Source organism: Gemmatimonadaceae bacterium, assembly GCA_036496605.1.
Classification (GTDB): domain Bacteria; phylum Gemmatimonadota; class Gemmatimonadetes; order Gemmatimonadales; family Gemmatimonadaceae; genus AG2.
The window spans coordinates 151111-163686 of record DASXKV010000032.1; the positions used below are offsets into that span (position 1 = coordinate 151111).

Genomic DNA, 12576 nt, shown 5'->3' on the forward strand with positions numbered 1-12576 from the left:
GGGATGACAGACTGACCGACCTCTTCCCACAATCGATCCGCACAACGACCTTTGCTGCCATGCGGAAATTGTTGGTGTTGCTCGCCGTGCTGGCGCTCGTACATGTTGGTCTGCTCCTCGTGCATCGGAAGGGTGCTGCCGCGGCACGGACCCAGTCCGACGTAAACGTCGGCATCGTCTTCGATGTCGGCGGACGCGGCGACAAGTCGTTCAACGACGGCGCATACGTCGGCGGAATGCGTGCCGAACGCGAACTCGGAGCGCGCGTCCGATTTATCGAACCCGGCGACGGTTCTGACAGAGAGTCGGGGCTTCGTCTGCTCGCCGCGGAAGGCATGGATCTCGTTATCGGCGTCGGCTTCATCTTCACCGACGACATAACCCAACTCGCCAAGGACTATCCGCGCACGAACTTCGCGGGCATCGACTTCGCCGTCAGCACCGATAATGCGGGTAATCCCATTCTGCCGCCGCCTAACGTGGCAGCACTCAAGTTTCGCGAGGAGCAAGGCTCCTTTCTTGTCGGTGCACTCGCCGCGCTGGACAGCAAAACGAAGAAGGTGGGCTTCGTTGGCGGCATGGACTCTCCGTTGATTCAGAAATTCGAAGTCGGCTACCGAGCCGGGGTGAAGCAGGTCTGTCCGACGTGCGCGGTGCTCGTCGGTTACGCCGGCGTAACGCCGGAGGCCTTTCGCAATCCCGGCAAGGGAAAAGAGCTCGCGCTGAGCCAGTACGGACAGGGCGCGGACATCATCTATCACGCGTCGGGATCGACAGGGCTCGGCGTGTTCGAAGCCGCACGTCAGACGGGACATCTCGCAATTGGCGTCGACGCCGATCAGTACGCCGAGGCGCCGGGATACGTACTGACATCGATGGTGAAGGGTGTCGACGAGGCAGTATTCGACGTCGTCAAGCTCGTAAAGGAGCATCGCTTCAAGGGCGGCATCTATCAGTTCGGTCTTGCCGAACACGGCGTTGGCTATGTGTACGACGCGCAGAATCGCGCGCTCATACCCGATAGCATTCGCGCGAGAGTCGAATCGCTCAGCGCGGAGATCGTCGCCGGTCGGATCAACGTCCCGTCGACGAGATGACGCCGCCGTTGACTGCTCCGGCCATACGGCTCACCGACATCCAGAAATCGTTCGGCCCGGTACAGGCAAACCGGGGCGCGTCGCTCGAGGTCGCGCGGGGCGAGATCCACGCACTCGTCGGAGAGAACGGAGCCGGGAAATCGACTCTGATGCGCGTGTTGAGCGGTATGTATTCGCCAGACGCGGGTCGAATGGAAGTGATCGACGCGGGCGGCGCGCTGCGCGACGTCACCGGTTGGAACACTGCGTCCGCCATCGCAGCCGGCGTCGGCATGGTTCATCAGCATTTCATGCTCGTGCCGACGCTCACTGTCGCCGAGAACCTAATACTCGGAGCCGAGCTGACGAAGGACGGTGTACTCCGAGTCCTGGATCGCACCCGAGCGGCGAACGCGGTAACGGAGCTCAGCCATCGGACGGGACTTCGCGTGAACGCCGAGCAACGCGTCGCCGAACTTTCCGTCGGTGAGGCGCAGCGGGTCGAGATCCTCAAGGCGCTGTATCGTGGCGCACGCACTCTCATTCTCGATGAGCCGACGGCGGTGTTGTCCCCGCCGGAGGTTGCCGAGTTGTGGCAGGTGCTCCGTCAGATGCGCGAGCGCGGCGAGACGATCGTGCTCATCACGCACAAGCTCGACGAGGTCATTCGCATCTCGGACAGCGTCACCGTTATGCGGCACGGCCGGACGATCGCGAAATTGCGCACGGCTGACACGAGTCCACAGGAAATCGCGCGCGAGATGGTCGGACGCGACGTCGTCCTGGCGACGGAGATGCGGCGCGACGCCACGCTGGCCGGCGAATCCTGGGCCGATGCAACGCCATCGGCGTCGGCCCCGGAACACGGCACCTTAGGCTCCGACACCTCGCTGCCGGCGCTCGAGGTGCGCCAGCTCGTCGTCTCGAATGCGCGGCGGCCAGCCGCGGTAGACGAAGTGAGCTTTAGCATCGCTCCCGGCGAGATCCTTGGCATCGCTGGCGTCGAGGGAAATGGACAAACGGAGTTGATCGAGGCGATCGCCGGACTACGCCGGACACGGTCGGGGTCGATTCTCCTCGATCACCTCGACATCACCGAGGCCACCGTGCGCGCACGCGGCGACGTTGGACTCTCGCACATCCCCGAGGATCGCCACGCGCGCGGTCTTGTTCTGGATTACACGATTGCGGAAAATCTGATTCTCGGGCAGCAACATCGATTCGCGCGCGGCGGGTACCTCAATACGCTCGATGGCGAGCGGATCGCCGACAATGCGCGAAAACAGATCACCGCGTTCGATATCAGGCCTAACGACCCTTCGCTTCGCGCGCGCGCGTTATCGGGCGGCAATCAGCAGAAGGTCGTGGTCGCGCGGGAAATGGGTCGCGACTTCCGCGTCCTGTTGGCGGCGCAGCCGACACGCGGCGTCGACGTCGGCGCAATCGAGTTCATTCACGCGCAGCTCCGCGCGGCGCGGGCCGCGGGGAAAGCGATCCTGCTCGTATCGGCGGATCTCTCCGAGATTCTCGCGCTCTCGGATCGCGTCGCCGTGATGTACGGCGGCCGTTTCGTCGCCCTCTTACCTCGCGCGCAAGCGAGCGAAGAGGTTCTCGGCCCTTACATGACCGGTGCGGAACGCGCTGCATGACGACGACGTCGCCAGAATTGTCGCGCGATACCGCCGCTACCGCGGAGACGTCGGTACCGTCACGTTCTGCGTCGAAGCTGAGAATCGAAGAGGCGCTGCTCCCGTCGCTCGTCGCGCTTCTCGTTGCGGCAATTGTCGGCGATGTTCTCATCCTGATCTTCGGCCAATCGCCTGCGACGGTGTTCAAGCTGCTCCTCGAGGGCACGTGGGGTAACAGTTATGGCTTCGGCCAGGTGTTGTACAAAGCAACGACACTCACCTTCACGGGTCTCTCGATCGCGTTCGCTTTACGTGCAGGATTGTTCAACATCGGCGCCGAGAGCCAGTTGGCGGCCGGAGGCTTCGTCGCCGCGACAATCGGGTTGTTGTTGCCGCAAGGCTTACCGTGGATCGTCACCTTACCGGTGTACATCGCCGCAGCCGCGTTAGGCGGCGGAATCGTCGGCGGAGTTGCGGGGGAGCTCAAAGCGCGGTTTGGCGCACATGAAGTGATCACGACGATCATGCTGAACTTCATCGTGCTCGCGTTGCTGAGCTATCTCACGGCGGCGCATCTCAAAGTGCCGGAGACGCTGCACACCGAGGAAGTTCGGAGTGGTGCGGTTCCGCGGCTCGCGGATTTTCTTCCATCGTTTCATGGCTCGGCGGCGAACGTCGTCCTGGTGCTCGCGGTGCTCGCCTGTCTTGGCGCGTGGTGGTATCTGTTTCATACGCGTCGCGGTTTCGAGCTGCGCGCGGTTGGGCTGCAGCCGGAAGCAGCGGAATACGGTGGCGTGCGTCCCGGCGCCGTGTGGACCCGCGCAATGACGATCTCCGGCGCGATCGCGGGTATCGGTGGCCTGAATTTCGTGCTTGGCTACAAGCACTACTACGAGGAGGGTTTTGCCGGCGGCGCAGGATTCCTCGGCATCGCCGTCGCGCTCGTCGGCGGGACGCACCCGTTAGGCGTCATGCTCGCCGCACTCCTGTTCGCGACAATCTCGCAAGGCGGTCTCGCCGTGAACGCAATGGTGCCGAAGCAGTTCGTGGAGGTCCTTCAGGCTGTCGTGATCATCGCGGTCGCAGTGTCCGTTCCCGAAGTGCGCGGCCTGCTTCGCTCTCAGCGCCGTCGCGACTAATGGCGGCGCTTCTCTTTCTCGCGCAGACGCTGCGCATTGCAATCCCGTATCTCTTCGCCGCTGCCGGCGGCGTGGTCACCGAGCGAGTGGGACTCATTGGACTGACGCTCGAGGGATACATGCTCGGTGGCGCATTCGCCGCGGCCTTGGGCAGCTACTACGGGCACAGCGCCTGGCTCGGGGTGCTCGCGGGCATTGGAGGCGGCGCCGCGCTCGCGCTCCTGTATGGCGTGAGCGCGATTCGTTTCCGGGCCGACCAGGTAGTGATCGGGATCGCGATCAACCTGCTGGCGATTGGCCTCACGCGATTCTTCCTGCGACTTGCTTTCGGGAGCTCGTCGAATTCGCCACGCGTCGCGGGATTCGGCGCAGAGCAGGCGGGCAGTGGCTTTCTCGCGCTCGTCAGTAATCCCATGATCTGGCTCGGACTGCTCGCGATTCCAGTGGTAGCGTGGCTGCTGTATCGAACGCCGTTCGGGCTACGTATCCGCGCCGTAGGAGAGCATCCGGCGGCAGCAATCTCGGTGGGCGTGCCGATCACGCGCATCCGGTACGGCGCGGTGTTGCTCTCGGGAATCCTTGCAGGGCTCGGGGGAGTTTATCTGGTGCTCGACCAGCACCAGTTCACCGACCAGATGACCGCCGGCCGTGGCTTCATCGCACTCGCCGCTACGATTTTTGGACGGTGGGACCCGATGCGGGTCGGCATCGCGTGCTTGCTATTCGCGGCCGCGGAGACGCTTCAGATTCAACTGCAGGGAGCGCAGCTCGTGCCGTCACAGTTCGTCGAGATGATTCCTTATGTGTTGACGATCGTTGCGCTCGCGGGCGTGGTGGGCAGAGCAGTTCCGCCGGCGGCATTGGGGAAAGTGGCCGGAGAATAGTCCTGTCAGCGTTCAGTAAGTTCGGCGCGACGCGTCTCGCGCATTCGGAAGAGGCCATCCTTAGTTCCTTGCATGGGTAAGCTCGTCGTTTTGATGATCACGGCGTTCGTGGACATGGTGGGGCTGTTGATGATCATCCCCCTCCTGCCCTTCTACGCCAGAGACCTTGGGGCCAACGGCTTGATCGTTGGCCTCCTCTTTTCTTCCTTTTCTGTAGCCCAGCTGATAACGGCGCCTGTGTGGGGCCGCTTCTCCGATCGCTATGGCCGGCGGCCGGCACTTCTCGTTGGACTGACAGCATCCGCGATCGCCTATGTCGTGTTCGCCTACGCGAACACTCTATGGCTCCTGTTCCTATCGCGTCTCGTTCAGGGCGCCGGCGGCGGCACTGTCAGTGTCATCCAGGCCTACGTCGCCGATGCGGTGAAGCCCGAGGACCGGGCGAAGGGCTTGGGGTGGCTCTCGGCGGCGACGAACGCCGGCGTCGCGTTGGGCCCGGTGCTTGGCACAGTAACCAGCAGCCTGGGAGGAAGTGGACCTGGGCTCGCCGCAGCTGCGCTGTGTGTTCTCAATATCGCCTTTGCGTGGCATTTCCTCTCGGAGTCACGCGACATGGCGGAAGCCAAGACCGTCCCCACCACTCGGGCGCGGTCCTTCGAGGCGCTCACGCGCGTGGTGACGCATTCCAGCGAGCCGGCCTCCCGATTGATCTGGATTTACGCGATCGCAATCGGTGCCTTTCGCGGCGTGAATGCGATCCTCGCTCTCTTTCTCGCGGTGCGCTTCGGCGTGACGAAGAACACGATCGGTTACTTCTTCACGTACATCGCGCTGATTTCGGTGCTCACCCGTGCTGCGATTCTTGGCCGGGCGGTCGATCGCTACGGCGAAGCGCGGCTGTCGCGGTTCGGATCGATGTTGCTGGCCATCGGCCTCGCGGCGATTGCGTTCATGTACCCGCTCCGTGACCCGGCATCGCTGGCGCACAATCTTCACCTCTCGGTGTCATTCGTCAGGGTGCTGCCATTCTTACCGCTCGCGCTCGCGGTAGCACTGCTGCCGCTCGGTACCGCATTCACCTTCCCGTGCGTGACAGCGATGCTATCGCGCGTGACGCCAAGCAACGAACGCGGACTGTACATGGGGCTCCAGCAGACATACGGCGGAGTCGCCAACGCACTCTTCCCCGCTCTGGCTGGCCTCGCCTTCGATCGGTTCATCGAGCTGCCCTTCCTCGCCTCTGCTGCGCTGGTTGCGGGAACCATCTACCTTGGCATCGGGCTGGAGCGAAACATCCGCCCCAAAGCGACGCCTCAGACTGCGGCGCCCGCGGCATAGGTGTAGAGCGCCGTCGAAGTGTCTAATCCGCGTCGGACAATTCGGAGTGCCGACGCGGACGATTTGCGGATTGTGAGACCGCTCACGTTGGGCGAGGTGCGAACGCACGGCCGCCTTTGGAGATTAGTCGCATACTTCACGGTAGATTGGTTGAGCCTTTGGCTGGCGATCTCTCCACGATCACACGGGTATGAACTGTGCGCCTCGGCACGGGGGTGACCGCCAAAGCTCTTCGCTCCTCACCTTTTACGAGACACGCGCCTCGATCGTCGGGCGTGGTCCCCAGCTCCAGGAGTAAGGCCATGCACGCTCCCCGCAAACGCGGAGAGTTCGCGATCGTACTTGTTGGATTGTTCGGGCTCATGTCGGCATGCTCGAACGGCACGGAGCCGCCCAAAAAACTCTGCGATGCGTCCAATCCATTGACGCTGAGCGTCGGAGAGGTGCAGCCCGCGATCAGCGGCGGTTGCGTTTACGTGTCCTCGAATTCATCGACCGCGGAGTACGCCCTCGTCCCGTACAATGGCGACCTGACTTTCGCGAATCTCGCGTCGGTCTCGATCACGACGTCCGGGGTAAACACCGTAACGACACAGCTCCAGTCGCGCACGCCAGGTGCCTTGGCGACGCTCAATCTGCTCGCGAATCAGAGCAGCGCATCGTTGCAGCCATCGACAGCGTTCGAGACGGGACTACGTCAAAGCGAGCGTCGTGTTTTGACGAGACTCATCCCGGCAGCCCATGCGTGGCAGCGGAGCCACCTCACGGCGAACGGCCGTTTGCAGCCGTCGTTCTCGATTGCGACATCGCCCCCGGCGGTGGGTGATACGATTATGCTCAACACGAACTCCGGCGACCTTGCCGCCGCGTGCACGACGGCGGTGTTCCGGCCGGGTCGTATCGCAGCGATTTCCAACACCGCGATCGTCGTCGACGACGTCAACAATCCGGCCGGCGGCTACACTGACGCGGAGTATCAGCAGATCGCCACGCAGTTCGATACCGTGTTCACAATGGACACGACGGCGTTCGGCGCGCCCACCGACATCGATGGCAACGGCCACGTAATCCTGTTCTTCACGCGAGCCGTGAACGAGCTGACGCCGACGGGAAGTCCCGGTGGAATCGTGGGTGGATTCTTCTACGCGCGCGATCTCTTTCCCAAGCAGGACGTCTCGGGGATCGAAGGATGTCCGAGCAGCAACTTCGCGGAGATGTTTTATCTGCTCGTTCCCGACCCGAACGGCGTGGTCAACGGGAACGATCGCACCAAGTTCGACGTCTCTCATCTCACCGTCGTGACGACGGCGCACGAATTTCAGCATCTGATCAATGCGGCACGCCGCCTCTACGTGAACACGGCAGCAACCGACTTCGAGGAGACCTGGCTGAACGAAGGCTTGAGCCACACTGCCGAGGAGCTGCTCTTCTACAAGCAGAGCGACCATCTGGCACCCCGGATGGACGTCGACAGCCTCCAGTTCAAGACCGACACCATCAATATCAACGCGTACAATTTCGATCAGGCGCAGAATCTCGGCCGCTTCCGCCTGTACCTGGCGAAGCCATCCACCAATTCGCCGTACGCAACGAACGATTCGCTGGCAACGCGTGGAGCAACCTGGTCGTTCCTGCGATACGCGGCCGATCATCGTGGCGCCAGCGGCGACGCCGACACGTGGAAGCTGCTCGTGAACTCGACGACCACGGGATTGACGAATCTGCAGACCGTTTTCGGCAGTGGTCTTCCCTCGATCTTCCGCGACTGGGCCATCGCTACGGTGACCGACGATATCCCGGGAGTCGCAACGGAGTGGCAGCAGCCGAGCTGGAATTTCCGCTCGATGTTCAACCTGCTGTCGACGAAGAAGTATCCGCTTTCGACGGTGACGGTGGGCGACAACGCGCCGCTCACCGTGTCGCTGAACGGCGGCGGCGCCGCCTACGTGAGGTTCGGCGTACCCTCCGGCCAGGTTGGATCGCTCAAGTGGACGACGGCGTCGACCGCTGTGGTGATGTCGCTGGTGAGATTGAAGTAGTGGCTGGTGTTTGGTGGCTGGTTGTTGGTGGCGGCTAGTTAGTAGTTGCTAATAATGATCGAGCCCCGCGGGCAATGCTCGCGGGGCTCTTTCCATTTTCACCAACAACCAATCACCAACAACTACTTACGCGCTTCATCCCTTGGCCGTGTCGTGCAGGCCCGGCTCACTCGCGAGCACGGCCTTCGCGATCTCGACCATCGGCACAGAGCGATCCTGACTGGTGCGCTGCAAGATGCGGTAGGCCTCCTGCTCGGACGAACCGGTGCGGCGCATCAGAATTCCCTTCGCGCGCTCGATTGTCTTGCGGTTTTCCAGTGCCTGCTTCGCAGCCTCGGCGTCCTTGCGCGCGTTCAACAACTCTTTCGCGCGAGTGGCGGCGAGTCGAATCGTCGAATCGAGTACGCGCGGCGGCGCGGGTTTCGGAAGAAAGGCAATCGCGGCGGTCGCGGTGACATCCCGGTCGCTCAGCGTGAGCGACTGATCGCCGCTGAAAAGGACCACGGCGACGCCGGGAATGTTCTGCGTTATCCGCTCCGCGGCTTCGATGCCCGAACCATCGGGCATGTGGACGTCGAGTAGCACGACATCCGGCACGACATCTCTCGCGCTCTCGTACGCTTCGCGCCCCGTCGCCACTTCCGATACGACGGTGTGGCCGAGCGTGGCGAGAAGCTCCACGAGCAGAGATCGTGCGTTGTCGTCATCCTCGGCGATCAGGACGCGAATCTTTGCGGTTTCACTCATCTGGCGAGAATCTGTATCGGCGCTGAAACGAGCGCCAGCCTCATTACGGACGCCCTGCGGCACCGAACCCTCTTCGTTGCGCTGTGAAATCGAGTCGATGTTCATGCTCCAGCCACGCGAGCCAGTAGCTCCGACGTACGAACTGGTTTACGCAGTACGAAGTCTCCCTCCGTGCCAGCGGTCGCACGCGGCTCCCATCCCGTCACGACGCCAATTCGCAACGTCGGCCAGCGTTCTCGCACAACGGCGATCAGGTCCCATCCGCTACCGTCCGGCAAGCCAATGTCCGTTACGAGAACGTGATAGGGCGTCCCGCCATTCTTTGCGGCCGACTCGAGCTTTGCTGTGGCATCGCGCACACACGTCACAGTATCGACCGTATGCCCGTCGGACTCCAGTAATGCTTGCATGAACTCGCGGCTGTCGGTGTGATCTTCCACCAGAAGTACGTGACGTGGGGCGCGCGTCCGCGCCTGCTGCTCGACGGCGACGGCCGTCCCACCCACGACCGCGACAGGAAACACAAGACGGACGGTCGTCCCAACGCCAGGCATCGATTCGATCTCGGCGTGGCCCCGGTGCCGCTTGACGATACCGTAAACCTCTGCGAGGCCGAGGCCTGTGCCCGCTTTGCCTTTCGTGGTAAAGAACGGCTCGAAGGCACGTTCGCGCACCTCGGCCGACATACCGACACCGGTGTCCCGAACCTCGACGCTGACTTCGCCCCCGGTCGAATACGTCCGAATCGAGAGCGTACCGCCGCCGGCCATGGCATCGAGCGCGTTTTGCACGAGGTTGAGCAACGCCTCACGCAATTCGCCGGCGATACCACGCACCATGACGCCGCCCGCAAGGTTGCGCTCGAATTGTACCACTCCGCCCCTCGCGCGCTCGGCCCAGAGCGGCCGAGTCATCGCCACGACCTCGTCGCTTACCTGCGAGAGATCTACGAGCTCTTCGCTTTCTCCCTGCAGTGGCTCTTGCCTGATGAAACGACCAACGCGCGCCGCCGTCGCCGCGCCCGTCTCGGCGGCTTTCGCGATTCGGTCGGCATAGTCGCGGACCTTGTCGGGATTGTTGGCGCTCGCCTGGAGGAGATACGCCGCAGCCATGATCGGGTTGAGCGCGTTGTTCACGTCGTGCATAACGCCCGCGGCCAACTGACCGACAGCGGCCAGACGTCGCTCTCGCGCTCTGGCTTCCTGCAGAGCGAGTACTTCCGCGGTGCGCTCCTCGACCATCTTCTCGAGTCGTTCGGCTTCAGTCGATACGCGATCGTAGAGCTCGGCAGTTCGACGCGCTTCTTCCTCGAGCTGCCTGGCGAGTTGCGTCTTGACGGTCACGTCGCGCTCGACGGTGACCGCGCCCCGAATCTTTCCGTGTTCGTCGTATAGCGGGTTCGAGTTCACCTCGATAATGACCTGCCGGCCATCGGGACCACGCTTCACGGCAAGCGTCTCACCGCGGACGCGCTCACCGCGCAGCGCCCGCGCCGTCGGATGCTCGTGCATGAAGAGGCTCGTCCCATCAATCGTTCGTGGTCGATCGAGTTGCCAGAGCTCACGCAAGGTCGAGGGCTGTCCCGTCGGATGGTCGTGCAATGCCTGCGCGTTCGAGCGAACGGTTCTTCCTTCGGTATCGACGACGCGGACCGAGTCGGGAATGACGTCGAAAATCGACTCGAGCTGCGCGACGCTTCGTGCGAGGTCTTCACGCAACTCCTCTCGCTCGGTGACATCTATGCCGGCGAAGAGTAGTCCGCGAGCTTTGGCGGTCCCGCCGCGGCGAGTCGGCTCGGCCAGCGGCGTGAAGGTGACCTCGATGAGCCGACGACCAGCTCGCGTCTGGAATGGTATACGCGCCGCGACGACGGGAACACCGTCGAGCGCACTGTCGATCTGGTCGGTGAGATCGGCGAGCGCGTTCGGAAATGCGTCGTAGATCGCGCGCTGCGCGGCGCCCGCGACGTCCAGACCGGTGAGCTCTCGATACCGCGTATTCGCGGTAACAAGCCTCAGATCGGCGTCGAAGGTCGCGAACGCGAGAGGGACCGCCTCAAAGAGAAGCTCGAGGCGAGCGATCTCCGACGGGACGGTCTGTCGACTGCGGTCCACGTCGGAATTGGAGTGCGGCACGGTGGCTCGGCGGGATGAGTCGTGGATGCAACTGGCAGCCCGTCCACGATGGATGGGGGGCGCAACCGTGTCAATGACACGTGCCCAAGCGTACAGTGTTCAGCTCTTCCGGCCCCATTGCCGGCGATCGGAATCATGGGTGATCAAGCGTGCCCCAAGTCCATATCTGAAAAACGCATACCCCCACTCGACCAGAACGCTGAGCCGATTGCGGAAACCGGCGAGATACAAGATGTGCAGGAAGAGCCAGAACCACCACGCCGGATGTCCTGAGATGTGAATGCCATGGCCGAAATCGGCAATTGCCTTGTAGCGACCGATGGTCGCCAAATCGCCCTTGTTTCGGTATCGAAAATCGCGCCGCCCTTCACCGCGAATCGTGTGCAGGATATTCCGCGCTGCGGCGCGTCCGCTCTGAATCGCACCCTGCGCAACTCCAGGTACTGTCTCACCGGCCGTCGACATCAGAGCGAGATCGCCAACGACGAAGATTTCCGGATGATCGGGCACACTGAGGTCGGAGCGAACGAGCACGCGTCCCGCGCGATCCAGCGGCACCTTGGGGCCAAGTAGTCGGCCGACTGGCGAAGCTGTGTTCCCAGCAGCCCAGAGGACAGTGCGCGCGACAATATGTTGATCTCCGATGCGCACGCCGTCGGGTTCGACCGATGTCACAATCGTCGAGGTCCGCACGTCGACGCCCAACTCTCGCAGGTCTTGCTCGGCGTGCCTTGCGAGGTCTTCGGGAAAAGTGGGCAGAATGCGCGGTCCGCCCTCGAGGAGTATCACACGCGCTTTCGCCGTGTCGATGCGACGAAAATCGCCACGCAGCGTGTGACGCGCGATGGTCGGGAGCATGCCGGCCAGCTCGACGCCAGTGGGTCCGCCGCCGACGATAACAAACGTCAAAAATGCCTCACGTTCCGCTTCGTTGGTCGTTCTCTCCGCCTCCTCGAAGGCTGAGAGAAAGCGTCTCCGAATTTCGAGCGCGTCGTCGATGCTCTTGAGACCGGGTGCGAGCGATTCCCACTCCGGGTGGCCGAAGTATGAATGCCGCGCGCCGGCGGCGATAATGATGTAGTCGTAAGGCAGCTCGCTGCCATCATCCAACACGGCCACGTGGCGATCGGGATCGACGCGCTCGACCTCGGCCATGAGAACTTCCGTGTTTTTCTGCTTCCGCAGCAGCCAGCGGATGGGCGCCGTGATGTCCGACGGCGCGAGCACGGCCGTCGCCACCTGATACAGGAGCGGCTGGAAGGTGTGGTGATTGGAGCGATCGACGACGGTGAGATCGGTTAGCGTGTCGCGAAATTCGCGCGCGGCATAGAGACCGCCAAAGCCCGCACCGATGATGAGGACGCGCGGTAGTTTCATCGCGAGATCTTCATAGAAATGTAGAGGGCCAGTACGTGGGTTGTAGATCTAGGACAAATCAGCGCATAGGAAGCCGAATGATGTGAGCGGGCGCCAGTTCTGGCAGCACAATCGACAGCGACGTTCGCACGATCGACCCTGAGCGTTGCACGATCGACGCTGGGTTTTTCTCGACCGGCGCCGCCGTTTGTTCGATCGCCGCTGAGACTTGCT

9 protein-coding genes are annotated in these 12576 nt (G+C 62.7%); 6 read left to right on the forward strand and 3 right to left on the reverse strand.

Going from position 1 to position 12576, the window contains the following annotated elements; all coding sequences use genetic code 11:
* The first annotated feature begins 59 nt into the window (after positions 1–59).
* From VGH98_11400 to VGH98_11425, 6 genes are all read left to right on the forward strand, one after another.
* Positions 60–1097 (forward strand): BMP family ABC transporter substrate-binding protein, encoded by a 1038-nt coding sequence (locus VGH98_11400; GenBank protein HEY2376570.1) that lies wholly within the window; start codon positions 60–62, stop codon positions 1095–1097.
* On the forward strand, positions 1094–2725 hold the full coding sequence (locus VGH98_11405) for an ABC transporter ATP-binding protein (protein ID HEY2376571.1): 1632 nt from the start codon (positions 1094–1096) through the stop codon (positions 2723–2725). The genes VGH98_11400 and VGH98_11405 overlap by 4 nt, the downstream gene beginning before the upstream one ends.
* Positions 2722–3843: an ABC transporter permease gene (locus tag VGH98_11410; GenBank protein HEY2376572.1), complete on the forward strand. Its 1122-nt coding sequence runs from the start codon at positions 2722–2724 to the stop codon at positions 3841–3843. Before VGH98_11405 ends, VGH98_11410 begins: the two co-directional genes overlap by 4 nt.
* The gene (locus VGH98_11415) at positions 3843–4727 is read left to right on the forward strand and encodes an ABC transporter permease (protein HEY2376573.1); all 885 of its coding nucleotides are present in this window, start codon (positions 3843–3845) and stop codon (positions 4725–4727) included. The genes VGH98_11410 and VGH98_11415 overlap by 1 nt, the downstream gene beginning before the upstream one ends.
* Before the next feature lie 72 nt (positions 4728–4799).
* A complete protein-coding gene (locus tag VGH98_11420) occupies positions 4800–6065 on the forward strand; it encodes an MFS transporter (protein ID HEY2376574.1) in 1266 nt (421 codons plus the stop codon).
* Between the two features lie 302 nt (positions 6066–6367).
* Positions 6368–8104: a hypothetical protein gene (locus VGH98_11425; protein HEY2376575.1), complete on the forward strand. Its 1737-nt coding sequence runs from the start codon at positions 6368–6370 to the stop codon at positions 8102–8104.
* A gap of 135 nt (positions 8105–8239) precedes the next feature.
* Here VGH98_11425 and VGH98_11430 read toward each other — a convergent pair whose 3' ends face one another.
* The 3 genes from VGH98_11430 to VGH98_11440 all read right to left on the reverse strand — a co-directional run bounded on the left by VGH98_11430 (position 8240) and on the right by VGH98_11440 (position 12363).
* Entirely contained in the window at positions 8240–8851 is a 612-nt protein-coding gene (locus tag VGH98_11430; GenBank protein HEY2376576.1) for an ANTAR domain-containing protein, read from the reverse strand.
* 101 nt (positions 8852–8952) lie between these two features.
* Complete coding sequence (locus VGH98_11435) at positions 8953–10986, reverse strand: ATP-binding protein (protein HEY2376577.1); 2034 nt, start codon at positions 10984–10986, stop codon at positions 8953–8955.
* Positions 10987–11085: 99 nt separating this feature from the next.
* Entirely contained in the window at positions 11086–12363 is a 1278-nt protein-coding gene (locus tag VGH98_11440; GenBank protein ID HEY2376578.1) for an NAD(P)/FAD-dependent oxidoreductase, read from the reverse strand.
* Positions 12364–12576 lie beyond the last annotated feature (213 nt).

What these genes read in the sequence shown, in the direction of transcription:
- VGH98_11410 (HEY2376572.1), top strand. Translation starts at nt 2,722, where the DNA reads ATGACGACGACGTCGCCAGAATTGTCGCGCGATACCGCCGCTACCGCG.
- VGH98_11415 (HEY2376573.1), top strand. Translation starts at nt 3,843, where the DNA reads ATGGCGGCGCTTCTCTTTCTCGCGCAGACGCTGCGCATTGCAATCCCG.
- VGH98_11420 (HEY2376574.1), top strand. Translation starts at nt 4,800, where the DNA reads ATGGGTAAGCTCGTCGTTTTGATGATCACGGCGTTCGTGGACATGGTG.
- VGH98_11405 (HEY2376571.1), top strand. Translation starts at nt 1,094, where the DNA reads ATGACGCCGCCGTTGACTGCTCCGGCCATACGGCTCACCGACATCCAG.
- VGH98_11430 (HEY2376576.1), bottom strand. Translation starts at nt 8,851, where the DNA reads ATGAGTGAAACCGCAAAGATTCGCGTCCTGATCGCCGAGGATGACGAC.
- VGH98_11400 (HEY2376570.1), top strand. Translation starts at nt 60, where the DNA reads ATGCGGAAATTGTTGGTGTTGCTCGCCGTGCTGGCGCTCGTACATGTT.
- VGH98_11425 (HEY2376575.1), top strand. Translation starts at nt 6,368, where the DNA reads ATGCACGCTCCCCGCAAACGCGGAGAGTTCGCGATCGTACTTGTTGGA.
- VGH98_11440 (HEY2376578.1), bottom strand. Translation starts at nt 12,363, where the DNA reads ATGAAACTACCGCGCGTCCTCATCATCGGTGCGGGCTTTGGCGGTCTC.